Consider the following 22,329-nt stretch of genomic DNA (forward strand, 5'->3'; position numbering starts at 1 on the left):
TCAAAATTATGCTCGTAACTCACTTCGATGGGATCGGCCGGATCGAGTCCTACTACATCGCCGTTTTCCACGTAAACGGTCGGGACACGGTCATTGGTTGCTGCAATCAGGCAAGAATAGTCGAAACCGATTTCTTTTGCACCCGGTTTCACGGTTTCATTCCAATTGACATTTCCGTCTCCCATTCCCAAATGCCACTTTCCGATAGCTCCCGTCGCATAACCGCATTGCTGCATCATCTTCGGCAAGGTGAACTGATTTTCATTGATAATGAGAGGAGCGTCTCCCGGCAGAATTTTTGCTTCTTTATTTTTCCACGGATACATACCGGTCATCAACGCATAACGACTGGGAGTGGACGTTGCCGAAGTAGCATATCCGTTCGTGAAGCAGACTCCTCCATGAGCCAAGCTATCGATATTCGGAGTATGAATCGTAGTCGAGCCATAAGCACTGACATCGCCAAAGCCCAAATCATCGGCAAGAATCACAATCACATTCGGCTTTTCTTCCACTTGCTGAGAGGTACAGCTGACTAAAGATAATGTTGGAACAAGATAGATTAAGTTTTTCATAATAGTATGCAGTTAATAACGATGCAAATTTAGCCACCACTTGTTTATTTATATAGAACAAATGTTTAATAATGGGGAGTCATGTACATCCTGCAACGATTCCTTGGAAGATTATTACAAATATTTGGGCAAATATAAAAAGCCGGTTTCTACAGAAACACCTACCTTTGGTTATCATTAAATATCCAATTAATAATTCCAAAAAGGCACCATCTACAATGAAAAACCTATTAATTTTCACAGTTACTCTCCTGATCCCTTTATGCAGTTGCTCGCAAACAGAAAATACGGACACTGATGAACCGGTGATTCCTCCCCCAAGCAACAATTACGTTCTGCAGGGCAGTATGCAAGGCAGCGCCGAATTAGTAGAAGCCGGCTACACTCAAATACACCAATATATGCGAAAGATTGGTTGGGACTATTCCGAACATCCCAACAGCTCTTCCTTAGACCACAAGGACGGAGTGCACGGAGAAGTTATTTATGATTTGTTTATTCGACAATACATTTTCAAACTCTCCATTCATGCCAATGAAAAAGCACTGGATGGAGACCGTGGCAAATTAATAGACCGCCAACGCAATGAGATGAAAACACAGACCACGCCTTCCTGGTATAAGTTAAACGGCAACTGGGATGAATGGCAACAACTAAAATGGAAGTTCAAGATTCCTAAAGATTTCCGTCCGTCCGGCAGTTTTACTCATTTACATCAACTAAAGGCACAGGAAGGCAACAACGGTTCACCCGTAATTACTATCACTGCACGAAGCAACGGAAACGGGAGTAATCGCCGTATACAAATCATTCATAACGGAGATACCGAAGAAACAACGAAAGGTACTATAATAGACAATCTCCCATTGGAAGATTTCGAAGATGAATGGATTCAGGTAGAAACTGAAATGCACTATACCCACAATGGCTCGTTTAGTATCACTTTAAGCCGACTCAGTGACGGGAAAAGACTTGTTCAACGTTCCTTTGATGACATAGATTTATGGAGGAAGGGAGCAATAAGTATCCGCAATAAATTCGGCATATACCGTAGTTTCGGCAAAACCCTGACGGATGAAAATGACCGTCCAACCAACGGAATCAAAGATGAACATATTCTACTGGCGGATTTCAAGGTATACGAGAAAAACACGAATCCTGATCCGCAACCGCATGATTAAGAAAAAACTGCTAAAATGACTAGATGAAAATGGGGAAGCCCAAACTTCCCTCATCTTCTATTTTCTATTTACCAATTGCAGTCGCCCAGTTATCAGCAAAACGGAAATTACCGACTCTGCCCTTATATCCTCTGCGATATCTGAATGAAATCCCTTTCAACCCATTCTTCAAATCATTCTCTTCACCGTCGGCAACAAGCGTAGCTTTAGGTTCCTTCTTACTCAATTCCGGATTAACAAAAAGGGAAGCCTGATTCTTGTCGTAATCGACTTTCAATATCAAAAGGTGGGTTTTGTCATAATCATAAGTTTCTGTTCCCTCTGTACGCATATTGCGTACAGAGACTCCAAACTTAATCTTATCCTTACCTTCGCGTGCAACAAACACCTTCCCTCTATTGGCTCCTCCCGTATAATTAATATCCAAAGCCACAAAATCGGCAAAGTTGCTACCTCCCAACTTGGAGAAGTTGGCTAGAAAAGCCAGATAATAGGTTCCCTTTCTATATTCCTTATTTACATCCGTAAGAGAATAAACACTAAAACGACTACCTTTGATATCAGCCGGAAAGTTGCCTATATCTATGGATAATCCTCCTTCCGGATACCCTTTATAAGAAAGCGCCTTGCCTACTAACGGACTTCCTACTCCTTCCAGCGGATTAGTGGAAAACGCCCCATTCCAGGAATCGGTACGAATCGGCTCTTTCTTATCACCATAAACAGCTTTTTCCAGTTGGTCACCTGGTTTATAATCTTTCAGGAGATCCTTTTTCAGAACTTGCGCATTTGCCAACAGAGCAAAAGACATGATTGCCACTGATAATACTACTTTTTTCATCACATTATTATTTTAATAATTATATTCATAAAAACTTGAAACGATCATTTCTGATAATACAAATCAAAAGTTATAGTTGCATTCTCATTATTCCAGGCAGAGTCCTGAGTAAAATCCACACCGATTGAAAGAATGCGCATGATACCAATCTTATCCCCCTTATGCGGTGTTTTGAAGGCGATCACGCTTCCAACTTCGAAAATAGACTCGTCTTTTGTTGTCTCATCCTTTTTAAACGTGCGTATATCCCGTCTTTTTATATCCATTCCGGCAAATGCATCCGTAGATAATTCTACCATCTTGCCATCCTTCACTTTATCAATAATAGCTTTCTGTGCTTCATCCGTTTCCGACAATATCAGGAATGTGGTCTTATTGGAGTAATAGTTTGGGAAGAGTCTCTCAACATCTTCAGCTTCAGAAGAAGAAGTCAGTCCTTCCAGTCTTTTTCCCTCACACCAGCAGTTTCTCAAATTCTTTCCAAGCCGTTCGGGACTTTGCAGATTAAAATCCATAGAGCTATTGCAGATGGTAGCAAAGTCTACTTCTCTTTCTCGCTCGGTAGTCAGAATACAAGCAGCTACCACTTCGCCCTTGTCGGCAATCATCATACTTCCGAAAGTAGAATTACGATGTGCTCCCAGTTTAAGATTAGGATAAGACAGCCATGCCATTACCGTTACCTGGCAAGCAGGAGACAATTCTATCTCTTTTTCACCATTCGCATAAACCAGTTTCACAGCTACCGTAGCAGTAGTCTCAAAAACCGGAACTTTGAATATCAGTGTTTCTTTTTCCAGACTTATGACTTCCGCTTCCGTCTCGCCAAACAAAACTTTTTCGATAGATGTCAGTTGCGTACCGGTAATGGTAATCAGCTCTCCCTCCGTTACCGTGGCAGGAAAATCCTCTGAGGTGACCGTCGGATCTTCCGGTACTCCGGGCTCTTCAGGCTCTGCCGGTTCCACCCGGGTATATCTGTAAGTCGTTTGTCTCGAAGCGTTGTAGCCGTAGGTTATCACCAATTCGTCATTATCAAATTCAAACCGGTTGATGAATCCGCGTTCATAGACGAGCAACGAATCTCCCGCCACCCGGTATTTTCCTTGCGGGTAATCGGTCACAAGATTATCATCCACATCGAATGTCTGTATAGTTGATGTATAGTCGCTGCCAAAAATGGCAAGCACTTTCGGATAAGCCCCTACACGTTGCCACGTCCCTTCTACGGAGTTCACTCCCAAGTTACCGCTATCCCATTCGGAATCATCGTTATCACATGCGGCAAATGCCCAAAGTATCAGCGGTAATATAATAAATATACTCTTTTTCATATCTTCCTTTCATTTAGTCATTAATCTTTCTGGAAATAGAAGTTCAAGGTCATCGAACCTTTAGTGTCGGAAACACTTTCCATCTGGACTGCTACAAGTTCCACAAAACCTATTGCCACCAGGTTCTTGCCATCCACATCACTATACACCAAAAGCAAATTGATGCCTCCAATATCAAATCCTTCCAGATTGGTCTTGTTATAGTTGTCATCCAAAAGCTTATAACGGGCTACCTGTTTGGTGCTGCCTGTCAGATTCAATCCGTCAGCTTTCGCCTGCTCGATGCTGATTTTCTCCAAAGTTCCATTTTTAATCTTATCCATATATGCTTTCTCTGCCGGAGTCGTTTCGAGCAGCTTGCGGAATCTCAGATTGAGTCCGTCGGCTTCGAGCGCCTTGCCGTTACATTTGAATTTATGAATATTCAGCTTTTTGGAGAACCCTGCCAACTGCATACCGTCGCTGTTTTGTGTAGCGCACAAATGGATAATCTCTTTATTATCCGCAAACTCACAAGGATTATAATATTTACCGGTTGTTCCGCTAAATAGATTCGCATTCTCACTGCCATGCCCGTAAAGGGTTATGTTTTTCCAGATATATACTTCGGGGACAATGACCTGGCAGTCTTCGGCCGTTTCCAGTTTCGTCTCGTCATAATAATAAAGAGTAATCTTCTTTGTGCCTGTGACCTCGTATTCCGCACTCAGCTGACAGGTCAGTACATCGGTTGCCCGTTTGGTGATTTCCGCTTTATATTCACCCACGAACACACTGTCTACTTGTGTAAGATTCACGCCTTTGATTTCAATCGAAGAGCCGGCGGAAGTCATTCTCGGATAGTCGCTGACCGACGGATAAGCCAGCTCCAGTGAGAAAGGCGTGCCGGAAGTACTCACCTGGCGAATCTCCGTCCCATACTGATAATTCAAAACAATATCCACCGCCTCATCTTTAAAGTAAGGTACTTCCACTTCTATTTCTTCCCGCGTCTGGGTGACAACCGTCGCCTCTTTGGTTCCGAAAAGTACGCCCGTCACAATGTCCAGGTTCTCTCCCGTCAGGCCAACAACGGTATACGGCCGGGACTTATTCACATAACCGGTCAGCTCGGGAATCACATATTCCATCGTAAAGCTTTCTGAGGTCTTTATACTCCCATAAGGAGTAAACACCTCAATAATGCCCGATACAACCTCATTCGTCACTCCGGCAATAACCAGTGAGCGGTTAATCCGATACTTCACGTCCGTCTTCACTCCACCTATCTTGATGGAGTCTACCTCTTGCAGGTTAGCGCCCGTGATACTGATCTCTGTTCCTGCCACTCCGTTCTTCGGACTAAAGTCGGTCACTTCGGGCGGATTCTGGTTCGCCTCAAACATGCTCAATTTCTCATTACAGGCAGTAATGCCCAGCAGTAGGGCAACGGCAGCCATTAATGTATATATATATCGATTCATATTCATTATTTCAAGTTTTTAAATTTACGGCAAAATGGTCTGTCACACACCTGAATATCCCGAATTCTGCGTAGCGTTCGGAGCAGTAATAATCACGTTGTAGGGAATAGGCAACAGTAATTGCCAGTTTTCCAAAAGCGGGTCTTTCACATATACGGGCGTTTTCTCGTTCGCATAGTAATCGGTCAGAGCACCTGTACTCTTATTGCGCATCTGTTCGGTCGTATAGTGTTTCCTCATTACATTTATCAATTGTTCCGTCCGGAGCAAATCGAACAAGCGGTGGTTCTCCAAAGCAAACTCCAGCCGTCTTTCTTTAGCCATCGCTGTCCGGTATTCCGACTTGGTTGTAATGGGCTGCACCTCTTCGACCTTCTTCAGTCCCGCCCGCAGACGGGTTGCGTTGATATAGTCGAGTGCATTTTGCGTGGGTCCGTTAAATTCATTTTCTATCTCACCCAACATTAGCAACACATCGGCAAACCTGAGAATAGGCCAGTCGTTTTCAGCATCATAACGCACCGTTACCGGACTTAGATACTTCGTCACATAAGACACATATTGCGTTGCCCCCTTCTGGTCAATCCAGAACTCCTTCAATATAACATCTTTCCGAGTCTCACCTGCTTCCGAATTATAGGTGCTGATCAAATCCTCCGTCGGACAGTTGTAGCCGTTTCCGCTACCGGTCAAAATCATATTCTCACTATTCACCGGAGCGAAATAATTGGCGAAAGGCGACCCCAGTCCGTTTCCTCCAGACAGATAGCGGGACACAAAAATCATCTCCTTATTCATCTCATTCGAAATACTGAACACATCCGCATACGAGCTTGTCACCAGTCCGTATCCGCTGTTCTTCTCCACATCTTCCAACAAGAGTTTGGCCTGAGTAAGCATCTCCTTGTCCATTCCATTTTTGGAAAGTGTCAGATATACCTTTCCAAGAAGCGTCTTTGCTCCCCATTGGTCTACGCGTCCGATATTACTGCTGTCATATTTAACGGGCAGTTTTCTGGAAGCATAATCCAGATCGTCAATAATCAACCGATAGACGGCATCCACCGTACTCCGCTCATAATTTTTAGCTTCCTCGGCCGTGATTCTTTCAGTCACAAGAAACAACGGTCCATACAGGCGAACCAGATTGAAGTAATGATAGGCACGGATAAAGCGGGCTTCGGCATCATACTGTTCTCTCAACGTCACGTTCGTCACCACCTGCGAATGTCCAAGCACTGTATTGCAATTCGCAATGTTATGATAAGCCTTTTCCCAATACGCATTATTGATCGTATTGGAAGGCTCCACCTTGAAAAGGTCCAGATTGGCAATCTCCAGACTAGTCCCGGTAGTCGATCCCTGTCCTTCATGCCTGGTATTGTCCGAACGGACCTCGGTCAAAAAGAATTCATTGTTCAATGTTCCGTGAATGCCATTGTAACAAGCCATCACGGCGGCGTTGATTTCTTCTGCGTTCCGATAGAAGTTCTCACTGTCCATCTGGTCGTAGGCTGCCCTGTTCAGGAAATCCTCGCAGCCGAACAGCAAAAATAAAGCCGGTAGATAAATTAGTATATTCTTCATGGTTCTCTCTTTTTTAAAAGTTAATATTCAGACCAGCACTGAAGGTGCGTTGAATAGGGAATGCTCCTCTCTGCAAAGCATTTCTGGCCATAGCCGTCCGGTATACTCCGCTTGCATAGCGGGCTTCGGGATTGATACCGCGATAGCCGTCCGACCACAGGTACAGAAGGTTCTGTGCGGAAACATAAACCCGCAATTTGGAAAGTCCTACTTTGCGTGCCGCCTTCCTCGGCAAGTCGTAACCCAGAGTGACATCACGCAGCGCGATAAATCCGGCATCCTCAATCTGATAGTCGGTCAGTGAATGCTGTATTCCGTTGTCGCGGAAAGGCGTTTTTCCATCGCCCGGATATTCGACGCTCAACCATCGGTTGGCCACGTACTTCGTATTCCACATACGGAACTCATTATAATTATTGTCGGTGTTATACACCTTTCCTCCTACCTGACCCTGAAGGGTGAATGCCAAATCGAAGTCGCGATACTTCAACGTATTCGTCATACCCCAGATAAAGTCAGGATAAGGATTGCCGAGAGGCACACGGTCGTTGTCGTCAATCACATCATCACCGTTCGTATTGGCTACACGTAATCCTCCCGGTTTGTCATTGATATGATGCGGATTATTGTCTATTTCTTCCTGACTCTTCCATACGCCGATTGTTTTGAATCCATAGAACTGGATCAGCGGATCACCCACACGGGCAATGTAGTATTCTTTATTTGAGCCCGGCGTGACTTGTTCGGACGGTCCGCCCAAGTCGAGCAGCCTGTTGCGCGTCAGTGACAGGTTGAAAGAAGTGCTCCATTTAAATTGTCGGTTGTTGATATTGTAAGTAGTCAGTTCCATCTCGAAACCACGGTTTCTCAGTTTACCCTCATTTGTCCAGGCTTGTGTATATCCGGCGATGCTGTTAACCGTTTTCTGATAGAGCAGACTTTTCGTGATAGAGTAATAGTAGTCGAAAGTCAGCCCGATGCGATTGTTCAGCAGAGAGATATCCAGACCGAAATTCGCCTGATTGGTTTGTTCCCACTGCAAGGCCCGGTTGCCCAGAGAAGCGGAGTTGTTGGCCAGTCCGGAGACAACCGAACCGTTGCCCTCGCCAAGGATATAACCTGCCGAATCGAGCAGGTCCGTATTAGCATAGCTTTCGATAGCATCCGTACCCGTCACACCGTAGCTCAATCGCAGTTTCAACTGATTCAGCCACTTCGCCCGTTCTTTGATGAATGATTCTTCCGAGATTCTCCATCCTGCCGATACGGAGGGGAACCATCCCCATTTATTATCTTTACCGAATTTGGAGCTTCCATCCGTACGCAAACTCACTGACAACAGATAGCGGTCTTTCAATGCATAATTGACACGGCTGAAATAAGAAACCATCGCATTGTCATTCTTCCATGTGCCGGTACGCAGGGTGGTACCTTCGTACTGGTCTATTCTTCCTGCCGCACTCAAGTAATGAATGTAATCGGTAGGAAAATCGAATCCCAGAATCCCCGTCCTCTTATTCGTATATTTATAGACAGAGGCTCCCAGCAGCCCATCCAACTGATGAATACCTTTGAACTTCTTACTGTAATTCAATGTATTCTCCGACGCCAGGTTGATAGACTTGCTGGAGGTATAATATCCACGATTGGAATCACCTGCACTTTTCGCCCCTACATTCTGATAAGTATCCGTCTCAGTAAAGTTGAAATTGAAACTATTGGAAGAGCGGAAACGCAATTCTTTCAGTAACTTGATATCGATATATCCCTGCAATTGCATACGGTATTGCCCTTTCGGACTAAAAACATTATCGATAATTCCACGGGGATTGTTGTTCGTCGATCCCCACGGGGTAGCTGTCACGGTCTTTTCCAGCCCCGTCTGCGGATCAATAGTTGTATAGGTCTTACCATTAAAATGCGAACCTCTCGTATATTCTCCTACCGGAACACCTGTAATGGCGGATGTCTCTTCGGTATGCTTCACCGGCATCCAGGAAGGGGTTCTCACAAAGTCCGTAAAGTTGGTTGCCGGACGTTCGGATTCGGTATAGGAAGGAGCGATGTTTATACCTACCGTCACGCGCTTGGACAAATCGGCGTCTATTCTCGCTTTTACATTATACCTTTTATAATAGTTCTTCAGCATCATGCCCTCGTCGCTGTTATAAGCACCGGAAATATAATACCGGATACCACTGCTACCACCACTGACGGAGAAGTCTACATTATAATAGTAAGCATTGTCGTTGAAGGCTTCCTGCTGCCAGTCCGTATTATTATTGATAGCTGCATACGCCATCTCTTGTGAAGACAATGATGTACCCAACAAATTATGTTCCCTGATGCGTAAATCCAGATATTCTTTCGTGCTCAGCACGGAATGCAACTTATAGTTCGACTTTACGCCCCACTTGGCTTTCACCGAATATTTAGGTTTGCTGATAACGCCGCCTTTAGTTGTAATCATGATAACACCGTTGGCTGCACGCGAACCGTAGATAGCCGCCGATGCGGCATCTTTCAGTACCTCGATGCTTTCCACATCACTCGGATTGAGCGATTCAAGACCGTCGCTCACCGGGAAGCCGTCGACGATAATCAGTGGATTGCTGCTGGCACTGAATGAAGAAGTACCTCGAATGGATATATCCGGATCGGCTCCCACCTCGGAAGTGGTGTTCAGAATCTGCACACCGGCCACCTTACCCAACAGCGCCTGATCCAGACGAGGGGTAGGAACGTCTTCGATACCGTCCATATTGACTTTTGTCACCGAACCGGACAAATGAGATTTCTGCTGCACACCATAGCCCACCACAACTACTTCGTCCAGTTGCTGCAAATCTTCGTGCATCACTACGCGTACCTCTTTCTTGTTCTTTACCGAAACTGTCTGGGTGGCGAAACCTACATAGGAGAATTTCAATGATGTTTTGTTCTTCGGCAGGCTGATGGAGAACTTACCATCCATATTCGTGATCGTTCCGCCGGAAGACCCTTCCACCATAACCGATACCCCGATGAGAGGCTCGTTATTCTTATCGACTACAACTCCGCCGACAACTGTGTTCTGTTGCGCCTCGTCCAAACCGGGCGAAAAAGCCAAAGCGGGAGTTCCAACTATAAATACCATGAAGAGGGTACTTATCAAAAAGATAGGAATTCTTTTCATATTACAATGTTTTTCATATTTACGTTCGCGGAAAAACAAAAACGATTCTTTCCCGGCCGGAGAAAGTTTTTCGGTTCATTCTTCCAGTTACAAAAATAGTGATAACAAGATAGAAGGCATTTACAGAATCCGTCAAAGAGTTGTAGGGAAGATTCTCCATTTGCAATAATCCTTCCAAAGCTTGTAAAAATAGCCCATAGATGTGTTGATACTATAAAATGAGTTTGTTAAGCCCTGCTTTTGCCCTTTTTTTATTATTTTTGCTAGACGAAAAGCATACACCCCAAATATAGTTCATTTATGAAGAAGCTGATATGTATTTTGCTGGTTTTTATCCTTCCACAAATCATTTTCGCAAATCAACGATACCATTTTTCCAATTTATCAGTCCAAAACGGACTATCACAGCTTCATGTCACTTGTATCTACCAGGACCGGCTGGGATATATGTGGTTCGGCACCCGCAACGGACTGAACAAGTTCAACGGCAATAACTTCGAAACTTTCTGGAATCATGCCGACGACGAATGCAGTATCAGCAACAATACCATCGCCTGCATCACCGAAGATGCGGAAGGCAACCTCTGGTTCGGAACGGAAAACGGACTGAACAAACTCGATAAACGCAGAAACGGGTTCAAACGGTATTACTTCGACCCTGAAGCTAATGCCGCCAACAATAAAATCATATCCCTCTTCACCGATAAGGAAGGCACGTTGTGGGTGGGAACCATCTCCGGCTTATATGTTTTTGATGCAAAGGAGGACATCTTGAAGGAGATCCCTCTGAAAGAACTGGCGAACAACTCCATAAGTACTATCATCGAGAAAGACGACCTTCTCTATATCGCTTCGAGTATGAGCGGACTGGTGATATACGATCCACGGAAGAACCGGGTGGTCCGTTCGTACCGCAAAGATTCGAAGACGCTGCCTATCCCCTCCAATTATATTAAAGATGTATATATCGACAAGAAAGATAACATCTGGATAGGAACCTACAAAGACGGAGTTTGCGTCATCAGGCATGACTTATCGGAAGTGATATATTACAATACCGCCAACGGACTGTCCAACAACGATATCCGTTGCATCAAAGAATCTCCTGCAGGAGAAATGTGGATAGGTACTTTCGACGGACTGAATATCGTTAATCCTGTGACGAGCCGCATCGCTTCTTACAAACACGGAGCACAGGGCAGTCTGAGCCATCATTCGGTGTACAGCATACTCTTCGACCGGATGCAAACCATCTGGATCGGAACCTATGCCGGTGGAGTTGATTACTACAATCCTTACGGCCACCTGTTCGACTTTTACAATCCCGCCACCATCCTGAACGCCAATCTGGGCATTCTGGGCCCCGCCGTCGAATATGACGGAACACTCTATATCAGTTCGGAAGGCGGCGGACTGATTGCCTTCGACCTTGCTCAACAATCCTTCCGGCAATATACCCTACCTCACAAGGCTGACGGTTCGGTGAAAAATATCTTCAAGACTGTCTATCTGGACGGTGACCGCATCCTGTGCGGGACGAGCCAAGGTGAAGTATATGAATTCAACTTGAATACCCGTCAATTCTCCCTGTTCTACCAGACTACCGACCGGCGACCGATTTACCATATCAGCCGAAGCCGCGCCGGAGAAGTGATTATCGGTGCTATCAGTGTGACGGAAGGCTTGGTATTCATCTCCGACGACGGACAACGAAGCATACAAACTGAATTTCCCGTCAAAGGGAAAGGCAGTGTCCACTTCTCTCATGTGATTTGTGTATGTGAGGTCGACAACGATATTTTCCTAATCGGTACGAAGAACAACGGACTGTTCTGTTATGACAAGATCAACCACACGCTGCTCTCCTACAACGAGACAAACGGCCTCGCCGCCCAATATATCAGCAGCATACTGAAAGATCATTCCGGAAGGATATGGATCAGCAGCATCGACGGTGGTTTGAGTGAGCTTGTTCTTTCCACCGGACAGTTCACCACCTACAACGAGAAAAACGGATTAATGAACAACCAGATCTGCAAAATCGTAGAAGGGAACGATAACACCCTTTGGCTCAGCACACTGAACGGGATATCCAACCTCGACTTGCGTACCCGCGGCATTACCAATTATAATAAGGAAAGCGGCATACGTGTGCAGGAGTTTTCTCCATGCGCCGGCCTGCACCTATCGGGCAACCGCATCTTCTTTGCCGGAAACAACGGCTTCACACTGTTCAATCCCAACGACATCATCACCAATCCGAATGTCCCGCCCATCATCCTCGACAAACTGCATATCAACAACTGCCTCATACAAGCCGGCGATGAAGGCGACATCCTGAAAGAGAACATCTCCACCCAAAAGAAAATCGTACTGAAATACAATCAGACCAATATCACCATCGAATATTGCGCACTGAATTATATCTTCAACAACAAGAACCAATATGCCTACAAGCTGGAAGGCTTCGACCATGACTGGAATGAAGTAGGCAACCGCCGTACCGCCTATTATACCAATATCCCGTCGGGCACTTACAAATTCGTAGTGAAAGGCTCCAACAATGACGGCATCTGGAACGAAGAAGGCACGACATTGGAAATCGTGGTTCTTCCCCCGCTATGGAAGACCTGGTGGGCTTACCTCTTCTATGCAGTGGTGGCTATTGCTCTTATCGCTTTCATTATCCGCTATTTCACCGAAAAGAAACGTCTGCAAAACAACATCCGTCTCAAACAGATGGAAGCGGAAGTTCACGAAGAATATTATCAGGAACGCAATCGTCTCTTCACCAATTTCTCGCACGAACTGCGGACACCGCTTACGTTGATTATGGCTCCGTTGGAAGAGTTCGTAAAACGCACCGACCTGACGGATGATATTCATTATAAAGTGAAACTGATGCTACGCAACGCCCAGCGCCTGCTCCGCATTGTCAACAATCTGATGGACCTGCAAAAGAACGAAAGCGGAACCATGAAACTGCAAGTCTCCGAGAACGACATGATAAAATTCACGCACGAAGCTGTCTCTTCTTTCCAGGACTTAGCATTATATCGGAACATTCATCTGAAGTTCAAACATTCCATCGACTGCCAACCTGTATGGTTCGACTGGAATTTGTTGGAGAAAGTCTATTTCAACTTCCTCTCCAATGCCTTCAAGAATGTGCCGGACGGGGGAACCGTATCCGTAGAACTGGACGTCAAGCCCTATTCCGAACTTACTTTCTTCCTGCCTGCCAAACTGAATAAATATAAGAATACGGAGATACGATATCTCACCATTTCCATCCAGGACAATGGTGTCGGCATTGCTCCCGATGAATTGGAGAAGATCTTCCAACCATTCTACCAAGTGGCTCAGAACGAACATTCCAAATCGGGAACCGGCATCGGACTAAGCCTCAGCAAGGCAATTATAGAGATGCATCACGGAGTGGTGTGGGCAGAAAACGCAACCGGAGCGAATATGTCCGGTGTAGGCTTATCAAGCTCCGGTGCAGTATTCAAATTTGTACTGCCGGTCGACAAAAGTCTTTTCGCTCCCGAAATGATAATCGAATCGGCCGAAGATAAAGCCGTATCTTTCAGCGTTGAGCTTCCGGACGCCGCTTACGAACCGGACAATTCCTCCAGAAAGCAAGCTACGATTCTGGTAGTGGAGGACAATCGCGACCTGAACAATTATATCTGTTCCTGCCTGGCGGATAGATACAATGTAGTGGGCGTGACAAACGGCGAAGACGCTCTTGCCAAAGCGGTCTATCTGCTTCCCAACCTGATTATCACCGACCTGATGATGCCCAAGATGAATGGTATCGAACTGATCCGTCGGTTGAAGAAGGATATGAATACCAGCCATATCCCGATTATTATGGTGACGGCAAAGACTGGCACGGACGATATCAAAGAAGGATATGCAGCAGGTGCTGACGAATATATCACAAAACCTTTCGACGCCTCCATCCTGAAAATCAGAGTAGACAACCTGATCCAAAGCCGCGAGAAACTGAAAGAGCTGTATAGCAAAAACTTCTCACTCGAATCACTCGGTGTCGACGTGACTTCCGTCGATGAGAAGTTTATGCAAAAGCTATATGCCACTCTGCAACAGAATATCGCCAATTCGGACTTAAACCTGGATGCCTTCTGCAAAGAACTCGGACTAAGCAAATCGAACCTTTACCGCAAGATTAAGCAAATCACCGGATACTCTCCCAATGAGTTTATCCGTAATTTCCGGTTGGAGACAGCCGCCAAGATGCTAAAAGAAACGGATATGTCGATAACGGAAGTATATTGTGCCGTAGGTTATAATAGCCTGGCTTACTTCTCTAACAGTTTCAAAACACTGTACGGAGTATCTCCGTCGGAGTTTAAGAACAGGTCGGAGGGCGAAAGAGAATAAAACCTTGTAGACACGGTGTTCACGGCAAACGATAGATTTGTAATATTCCGTCATTCATTTGTAAAATGAGGTATTTTCGATGGAAGGGGCGTTTTTATAAGTATTAGACTTACCTTTATAATCAATTTTCCTCAAGATGCGATAACTTTGAAATCGAAAAGCTGGAAATACTATGGACATCAAGAAAGTAACATTCATTATCGCTTCATCACTTGTGCTCTGCTTCATGGCGAGTGCACAAAGTAAGTTGATATCAATCAATGAGAAGGGAAAGCTCTCTTATCATTCGTATACAGACAAAGGAGATTTACTCCCCGATTTCTCTTTCTGCGGTTATAAGGGCGGTGGAGTGGCCATTCCCCATATAAAGGTAACCGCCTCTATCAGTCCTTCGCCCAACAAAGAGGACGATACCCCTTTTATACAGGCCGTAATAGACAAAGTAGCAAAATTGCAACCGGATGAAGATGGATTCAGGGGATGCATCCTGCTCAGAAAAGGCGTATATCATATAGCAAGCCCTATCCGGATTACAGCAAGCGGCATTGTGCTTCGCGGCGAAGGGAATAATAAGGAGAGCGGAACGGTACTCATTGCCACCTCTCCCAGGAAATACAATGTCATAGAGGTCGGCTTTAACGGAAAAGCCAAATACAACACCAACGATGTACAGGAAATTATCGACAAATATGTTCCTTCGGGCACACGTATCCTCCATGTGAAGAATGCGGATAAACATTTTCGTACTGGCGACGACGTAATTGTCCGACGCCCCAGTACGGCAGCGTGGATTCAGACCATCGGCATGGATTCCATCGCCCCCCGCCCCCGCAAAGGAGAAACTACATGGGAGGCTTTCGAACGTTTCCGCCGCGAAGGAAAAGATACGGACATGAACGGAACGATCCAATGGAAACCGGGGAGCAAGGATCTGACGTTCGAACGGAAAATTGTATCAGTGAAAAAAGACGAAATCACACTGGATATCCCGTTGACGAACGCTTTGCAGAAGGAGTTCGGTGGAGGAACCATCTATAAATACAGGTATGACAAACGCTTCACACAATGTGGCGTAGAGAATCTGTACGGCATGTGCATCTATGATGAGTCGGTTAAAAAGAGCTATCGGGGCATAGGCGAATACTGCTGCGACGAGAACCATGCCAATACATTCGTTGCTCTCCGGACGGTCGAGAATGCATGGGTACGCAATGTCAGCGTAGAGCATTTTGACTGTTGTGTGACTACCACTTCTGCCACCAAATATATCACGGGACAAGACCTTTCCGCCATCAACCCCATCTCGCAGATTACCGGAGGAAGACGGTATGCTTACCACATCAACGGCGGACAAATGTGTCTGTTCCAACGTTGCTACTCCAGCCATCACCGTCACGAATTTGTATTGGGGGCCACTACTCCCGGGCCAAACGCTTTTGTAGACGGTTATGGTGAAATGACCTTTGCTTCCAGCGAACCGCATCACCGCTGGTCGGCCGGATGCTTATGGGACAATATAGTATTGAAAGGTCCGAGCGCATCACTCATGGCAGCCAACCGGGGATCGATGGGTTCGGGACACGGATGGGCTGGCGCGCAAATGGTATTCTGGAATTGTGCCGCCCCGCTGATTTTGGTCATGCAGCCGCCTACGGCACAGAACTTTGCCATCGGACTGCAAGCCACAGAAGTAGACAATAGCAAAGAAGCCCGGTCCGGTGCGAAATCGACCTTCAACAGCATCGTCAACACTTCGATGATAGATATGAAATATAAAGACCAACCGATAAACGGAACCGGATGGACCGAGCAGACAGCCGGAACAGTGGTTCCTTCGAGCCTGTATTACTATCAGTTACGTGACCGCCTTGGAAAGTCGGCACTCAAGAAAGTAATGGACGAACCACAGTACAATAAATATTTCAACCGATAAAGATAACCATGAAGAAGATTCTATCAATCATACTCACCCTAACTCTCTCCGCAACCGTTTTTGCGCAACCTCTGCCCAAAAAGCTTGAACATAACGAGAAAATGGCCTGGTGGCGCAATGCCAAATTCGGCATGTTCGTGCACTGGGGACCTTACTGCCTGTACGGCGGCGTATACAACGGATTCAACCAAAGACGAGGCGGTGCGGAATGGATTATGAACCGTTGCAAAATACCTGTACGTGAATATCGTGCGAAAGCCTGCACCTTCAATCCCGTGGACTTCAATGCCGAGGAACTGGTGCTGACTGCCAAAAATGCAGGTATGAAGTATATCATATTCACCACCAAACACCATGACGGATTCGCGATGTTCAAAAGCAATGCCAGCGAATTCAATATCGTAGACTACACCCCGTTCAAACGTGATATCGTAGACGAACTGGCAAAAGCCTGCCGTAAGCACCATATAAAACTGGGATTTTATTATTCCCAGACACAGGACTGGTGCAACCCCGGCGGCGGCACTATCCGCAAAGAAATGAAAGAAGGATGGGCAAACCCTGATTCGGTAGCCATCGACAATTTTACCCAAGAGAATCTGGGAGGTTGGGATTGCCTGCAACGTTCCGCCTCTCTGGATGATTATTTCAGAAAGGTAGCCATCCCGCAAATCAAAGAACTACTGACGAATTATGGTGACGTAGCCGTCATGTGGTGGGATACCCCGCACCGTATCAGCAAAGAGACAGCGGCGGAAATCACTGCCGAACTCGCAAAGTATCCGCAGGTAATTACCAACGACCGGTTGCGCCGTCCCGATTTTCCCGGCGACTATAAGACTCCCGAAGGACGTATCCCCCACGCAAAGGACATCGAACGCGTAGACTGGGAGACGTGTATGAATATCGGCAGCTCCTGGGGATACAAAAGCTGGGAGAAGAACTGGAAAAGTGCGGAAACAATTATCCGTAATCTCAATACCATTGCCGCCCGTGGCGGCAACTACCTGCTCAACGTCGGCCCCGACCCGACAGGTGTTGTGCCTGCTCCCGCACTGGACTGCCTGAGAAAAGTAGGCGAATGGATGCGGGTGAACGGTGAAGCGATTTACGCAACACAGCGCAGCGAAATATTTCCTCCCTGGGGCGAATGTATCCGGAAAGACGAAAAGAAGAACTCCGTATATTATCTCTCCGTCTTTCAATGGCCGGAAGACGGCAAACTGGCATTCGACACGAAATATACAGTGAAGGAAGCAATGCTGCTGGCCGACGGTACGAAACTGAAATTTACTAAAACGCCCGGCGGCATTACGATACAAGTTCCCACGCAGGCTCCTGACAAGATAGCTACGGTTGTCAGACTGGAATTGAAAGAGAAACTGCCCGCAATCCAATTAATATCCAACACCGCGAAAGCATTCGAAATAGCTGACGAATGAGAATCTACGGACGAATAAAAAATAGCAGACGATGAATATGAAGGTACGAAGTATATGGTTTTCAGGATGTATATTCCTTTCCACGACATTAACGTTTGGAAAAGAATACAAGCTTTGGTATAACGCTCCGGCTACCGTATGGGAAGAAGCTCTTCCTATCGGTAACGGACGTATCGGAGCGATGGTATATGGCAACCCGCTACAGGAAGTATATCAACTGAACGAAGAATCGATCTGGTCGGGCTATCCGCAGGACTGGAACAACCCCAAAGCCGCGAACGCGTTGCCACAGGTACGGGAAGCTGTCGACCGCGGAGACTATGCCAAGGCAAGCGAACTCTGGAAAGCCAATGCACAAGGTCCGTATACAGCCCGTTACCTGCCTATGGCAAACCTGATGCTCGACCAACTGACGCGGGGGGAAGCCCGGAATCTGTATCGTGAACTCAACATATCGAACGCACTGTCTACCGTCACCTACGAAGCGGACGGAGTGAAATACCGCCGCACTTCCTTTATCTCCTATCCGGACCAGGTGATGGTCATAAAAATAGCCGCAGACCGTCCCCAGGCGGTATCGCTCCATATTCGCTTGAACAGCCTGCTGCGCTATACCGTGCAGACAAAAGGGGAAAAGACACTGATCCTGAACGGCAAAGCCCCCGCCTATGTTGCCAATCGTGACTACGACCCACATCAGGTGGTATACGATGACAAACGGGGGACACAATTCAAAGTGCAAGTGGAACTGCTGCCGGATGGCGGTCACTGTGAGGCAAACGACTCTGCACTGACCGTTCGCAATGCAAATGAAGTAGTGCTGCTACTCTCTGCCGTCACCGATTTCGGGAATAAGAAAATGACACTCAAAAAATGCAAGCGTCCCTATCAGGAATTACTGCAACGACACACGGATGACCATCAGCAACTCTTCAACCGCCTGCAACTATCACTGGGCACAGAGAATCTGCAAAAAGAAGCACTCCCCACCAACGAACGTTTAAAAAGCTTCGAACAAGACCCCACTGACAACGGATTGACGGAACTCTACTATCAATACGGTCGTTACCTGCTGATTGCCTCTTCCCGCCCGGGCGGGCTGCCCGCCAATCTGCAAGGCATCTGGAACCGGCACGTTCAACCGCCTTGGGGATCGAATTATACGACCAACATTAATACTGAGATGAATTACTGGCCGGCGGAAATAACCAATCTTCCGGAATGCTTCCTGCCATTGTCCGATTTCATCGGCCGCCTGGCTGTCAATGGCGCACAAACGGCCAAAGTTAACTATGGCATCAATCGCGGATGGCTGGCCCACCATAACTCGGACGTCTGGGCACAAACCGCTCCGACCGGAGGCTATGATTCCGATCCGAAAGGCGCACCTCGATGGTCGTGCTGGCCAATGGCAGGCGTATGGCTCTGTCAGCATCTATGGGAACACTATGCCTTCGGCGGCGATAAAAAATACTTGTCCAAAACGGCTTATCCCCTGATGAAAGGCGCAGCCGAATTCCTGCTGCAATGGCTGCAAAAAGATCCGGAAACAGGCTACTGGATTACCAACCCATCCACTTCACCCGAGAATCGCTTCCGCTATATCGACAAGGAAGGAAAGAAACAGAACGGAGAGATCAGCCGTTCATCCGGTATGGATCTCGGTCTGGCATGGGACTTACTGACCAACTGCATCGAAGCAAGTACGGTGCTGGATACGGACAAAGCATTTCGCCAGCAGTGCATGGATGTACGCGCCAACCTGCAACCGTTCCGCATCGGTTCAAAAGGACAACTACTCGAATGGGATAAAGAGTTTGAAGAGACAGACCCTAACCATCGCCATGTATCCCATCTGTTCGCCCTGCACCCCGGACGACAGATTATCCCCGAACAGCAGCCGGAACTGGCAGCCGCCTGCCAACGGACACTCGAAATCCGCGGAGACGGCGGCACAGGCTGGGCTATGGCATGGAAAATTAACTTCTGGGCACGTCTGCGCGACGGTAATCATGCTTTCGGGATACTGAAAAACGGATTGAGATACGTAGATGCCACCCAAGTCAGCGTCCGTGGAGGGGGTACATACGCCAATCTCTTCGATGCCCATCCCCCTTTCCAGATTGACGGAAACTTCGGAGGAACGGCAGGCATTACGGAAATGCTGCTGCAAAGCCATGCGGGATACATACACCTGCTACCTGCCCTGCCGGACAACTGGCAAAGCGGAAGTATCAAAGGCGTCCGCGCCAGAGGCGGATTCACCATCGACATGGAATGGAAAGAAAGCAGGATTACCCGGCTGTCCGTTACTTCCCATTCGGGAGGAACCTGCCGGATACGCGAAGCGACCTCACCCCACGAAGAAGTGATTGAAACGGAAAAGGGAAAGACGTATCAAGTGAAATAAAAAAAGACTGCTTATCAAGTTTAATAAAAGAGAGAACAATCATGAGAAACTATTATCAAACCATAACGATTGCCTGCTGCATGGCAATGAGTGCTTCTCCCCTCGCTATATGGGCGCAGAGTGGCGACGAACAAGGGCTCGAAATCCCCCGCAACCTGCAATTGCAACAAGACAAAGACGAGCTTCGCAAAGCCTACGACGGTTGGTGGACAGCCTCTCAAAAGAATAAGGAGCAACGAATGTCGTGGTATAACGAAGCCAAATTCGGTTGCTTCATCCATTGGGGCCCTTACTCCGTACCCGCGGGTCTTTGGAAAAACAAGATGCAGAGCGGCTATACCGAACACCTGATGCGAAAAGCCCGCATCCCCCTGGAAGAGTACAAAAAAGAACTGATACTTCCTTTCAATCCTACTGAATTTGATGCCGAGGAGTGGATGCGCCATGCATCGGAAGCAGGCATGAGATATTTCGTCATTACTGCCAAGCATCACGACGGATTCGCCATGTATCCATCCGATGCTTATCCCTACGATATTCGCCTTTCCAAATTTCAGAAAGATCCGATGGAAGCATTGAGCAGAGCCGCTAAGAAATATGGCATCAAGTTCGGTTTCTATTATTCGCACGCTTTTGACTGGGAACACCCGGACGCTCCGGGAAACGATTGGGATTATCCCACGAATCCCGGTGGAGATAAACTTGTGGGCGGCAAGAACTGGTGGCTGGAACGTAAAGACTTTCTCGCTAATGCCGAGAAATATGTAAACGAGAAATCCATTCCGCAAATACAGGAACTTATCAGAAAGTACGACCCCGACATCTTATGGTTCGATACTCCGCAGAAGCTTCCGCTCTATCTCAATATCCGCATACTGGAAGCTATCCGCCAAGCGGACCCACAAAACAAAATCGTCGTAAACGGACGACTAGCACGTTTTGGCTCTAATAATATAGGTGATTACCGCAATACGGGCGACCGTTCCGCCTTCTTTTTCCCCACCGAAGGGGCATGGGAATCTATTCCCACTACCAACGAGTCTTATGGATACAGCGTAGTGGATACAGTGCGCAAACCTGTTTCATTCTTTGTACAATTATTACCCAGCGCCACTTCGAAAGGGGGTAATATACTGATGAACGTAGGTCCGATGGGCAATGGCCGATGGGACAAGAGAGACATCGAAGTGTTTCAGGGCATAGGACAGTGGTTGAAGGTGAACGGAGAAAGTATCTATGGAGCACAACGCACCAATCTGCCTATACAGCCGTGGGGCGTAACGACACTGAAAGGAGATACGCTGTATGCACACGTATTTCATTGGCCAGCCGATGGAAAACTGATTATCGGCGGACTCCGTTCCGACATCGGAAAAGGATGGCTCGTTGCCGACAAGAAGGCGGCGATAAGATTCAAGCGCTTAAACGCGGATGATTACGAACTGACCTTGCCCGCCAATGCGCCGGACAGCATGAATTCCGTCATCGCACTGGTACTGAACAACCGGAAAGTGCCGAATCCCATCCGTCTTATCGACCACAAACAGAGCAATACGCTCTATACATTCGATTCCGAACTGCAAGGGCGTGGATTGGGATACGGTGACGGCAAACCGAACCGCAACTACGTTACCAAATGGAAAAATACGAATCAGTGGATGAAATGGAACTTACGGTCAAGCGCACCTGTCGAATATACTGTTTATCTGGACTACAACACGCAGGGAAAGAATGATACGGGAACAGTCGTGGTAGAGATAGCCGGACAGAAACTGGAAGCGAACTACTCCACTTATCCCGAACAGAAAGGGACCAACAGTCTACGTCTGGGAAAAGTGAAGCTGCCGAAAGGTAGTTTTGAATGCAGCCTGAAAGGAAAACAATACCAGGGAAGCCAATACATGACTCCTATTGCCGTACGGCTTGAAAAAGAGTAAGCATGGCAGTAATCTCTGTATCGCAATAACTTCGAAATAGC

12 protein-coding genes are annotated in these 22,329 nt (G+C 46.9%); 6 read left to right on the top strand and 6 right to left on the bottom strand.

Features of this window, described 5'->3' with window-relative positions; genetic code table 11:
• Positions 1-575: sulfatase-like hydrolase/transferase (locus LPH68_RS19895; protein ID WP_230297100.1), on the bottom strand; the 575-nt coding region annotated here is incomplete at its 3' end.
• A 218-nt stretch (positions 576-793) separates the two neighbouring features.
• Between LPH68_RS19895 and LPH68_RS19900 the strand changes: the two genes are divergently transcribed.
• Complete coding sequence (locus LPH68_RS19900) at positions 794-1,756, top strand: polysaccharide lyase (protein WP_225450084.1); 963 nt, start codon at positions 794-796, stop codon at positions 1,754-1,756.
• Between the two features lie 64 nt (positions 1,757-1,820).
• Here LPH68_RS19900 and LPH68_RS19905 read toward each other — a convergent pair whose 3' ends face one another.
• The 5 genes from LPH68_RS19905 to LPH68_RS19925 are packed head-to-tail and all read right to left on the bottom strand — an operon-like array spanning position 1,821 to position 10,156.
• Complete coding sequence (locus LPH68_RS19905; RefSeq protein WP_004322903.1) at positions 1,821-2,597, bottom strand: hypothetical protein; 777 nt, start codon at positions 2,595-2,597, stop codon at positions 1,821-1,823.
• Positions 2,598-2,641: 44 nt separating this feature from the next.
• A complete protein-coding gene (locus LPH68_RS19910; protein WP_087318226.1) occupies positions 2,642-3,931 on the bottom strand; it encodes an IPT/TIG domain-containing protein in 1,290 nt (429 codons plus the stop codon).
• 20 nt (positions 3,932-3,951) lie between these two features.
• A complete protein-coding gene (locus LPH68_RS19915; RefSeq protein WP_225451417.1) occupies positions 3,952-5,394 on the bottom strand; it encodes an IPT/TIG domain-containing protein in 1,443 nt (480 codons plus the stop codon).
• Positions 5,395-5,436: 42 nt separating this feature from the next.
• Positions 5,437-6,981 (bottom strand): RagB/SusD family nutrient uptake outer membrane protein, encoded by a 1,545-nt coding sequence (locus LPH68_RS19920; protein WP_004322900.1) that lies wholly within the window; start codon positions 6,979-6,981, stop codon positions 5,437-5,439.
• 13 nt (positions 6,982-6,994) lie between these two features.
• On the bottom strand, positions 6,995-10,156 hold the full coding sequence (locus tag LPH68_RS19925) for a TonB-dependent receptor (RefSeq protein WP_270293264.1): 3,162 nt from the start codon (positions 10,154-10,156) through the stop codon (positions 6,995-6,997).
• 300 nt (positions 10,157-10,456) lie between these two features.
• On the opposite strand from LPH68_RS19925, the gene LPH68_RS19930 reads away from it, so the two are divergent.
• The 5 genes from LPH68_RS19930 to LPH68_RS19950 all read left to right on the top strand — a co-directional run bounded on the left by LPH68_RS19930 (position 10,457) and on the right by LPH68_RS19950 (position 22,288).
• Positions 10,457-14,566 (top strand): two-component regulator propeller domain-containing protein, encoded by a 4,110-nt coding sequence (locus LPH68_RS19930; RefSeq protein WP_230297101.1) that lies wholly within the window; start codon positions 10,457-10,459, stop codon positions 14,564-14,566.
• 172 nt (positions 14,567-14,738) lie between these two features.
• Complete coding sequence (locus LPH68_RS19935) at positions 14,739-16,499, top strand: hypothetical protein (protein WP_004322897.1); 1,761 nt, start codon at positions 14,739-14,741, stop codon at positions 16,497-16,499.
• Positions 16,500-16,507: 8 nt separating this feature from the next.
• Positions 16,508-17,941, top strand: a complete 1,434-nt coding sequence (locus tag LPH68_RS19940) for an alpha-L-fucosidase (protein WP_004322896.1) — start codon at positions 16,508-16,510, stop codon at positions 17,939-17,941.
• A gap of 31 nt (positions 17,942-17,972) precedes the next feature.
• Entirely contained in the window at positions 17,973-20,351 is a 2,379-nt protein-coding gene (locus LPH68_RS19945) for a glycoside hydrolase N-terminal domain-containing protein (RefSeq protein WP_008023581.1), read from the top strand.
• Between the two features lie 41 nt (positions 20,352-20,392).
• Entirely contained in the window at positions 20,393-22,288 is a 1,896-nt protein-coding gene (locus LPH68_RS19950) for an alpha-L-fucosidase (RefSeq protein ID WP_004322894.1), read from the top strand.
• Positions 22,289-22,329: the final 41 nt, after the last annotated feature.

It is taken from the genome of Bacteroides sp. 1_1_30 (genome assembly GCF_020982715.1).
In the GTDB taxonomy this organism is placed as follows: Bacteria; Bacteroidota; Bacteroidia; order Bacteroidales; family Bacteroidaceae; genus Bacteroides; species Bacteroides xylanisolvens.

Excerpts from the sequence above, each read along its gene's own strand:
- LPH68_RS19900 (WP_225450084.1), top strand. The coding sequence starts at position 794 with ATGAAAAACCTATTAATTTTCACAGTTACTCTCCTGATCCCTTTATGC.
- LPH68_RS19905 (WP_004322903.1), bottom strand. The coding sequence starts at position 2,597 with ATGAAAAAAGTAGTATTATCAGTGGCAATCATGTCTTTTGCTCTGTTG.
- LPH68_RS19910 (WP_087318226.1), bottom strand. The coding sequence starts at position 3,931 with ATGAAAAAGAGTATATTTATTATATTACCGCTGATACTTTGGGCATTT.
- LPH68_RS19915 (WP_225451417.1), bottom strand. The coding sequence starts at position 5,394 with ATGAATCGATATATATATACATTAATGGCTGCCGTTGCCCTACTGCTG.
- LPH68_RS19920 (WP_004322900.1), bottom strand. The coding sequence starts at position 6,981 with ATGAAGAATATACTAATTTATCTACCGGCTTTATTTTTGCTGTTCGGC.
- LPH68_RS19925 (WP_270293264.1), bottom strand. The coding sequence starts at position 10,156 with ATGAAAAGAATTCCTATCTTTTTGATAAGTACCCTCTTCATGGTATTT.
- LPH68_RS19930 (WP_230297101.1), top strand. The coding sequence starts at position 10,457 with ATGAAGAAGCTGATATGTATTTTGCTGGTTTTTATCCTTCCACAAATC.
- LPH68_RS19935 (WP_004322897.1), top strand. The coding sequence starts at position 14,739 with ATGGACATCAAGAAAGTAACATTCATTATCGCTTCATCACTTGTGCTC.
- LPH68_RS19940 (WP_004322896.1), top strand. The coding sequence starts at position 16,508 with ATGAAGAAGATTCTATCAATCATACTCACCCTAACTCTCTCCGCAACC.
- LPH68_RS19945 (WP_008023581.1), top strand. The coding sequence starts at position 17,973 with ATGAATATGAAGGTACGAAGTATATGGTTTTCAGGATGTATATTCCTT.
- LPH68_RS19950 (WP_004322894.1), top strand. The coding sequence starts at position 20,393 with ATGAGAAACTATTATCAAACCATAACGATTGCCTGCTGCATGGCAATG.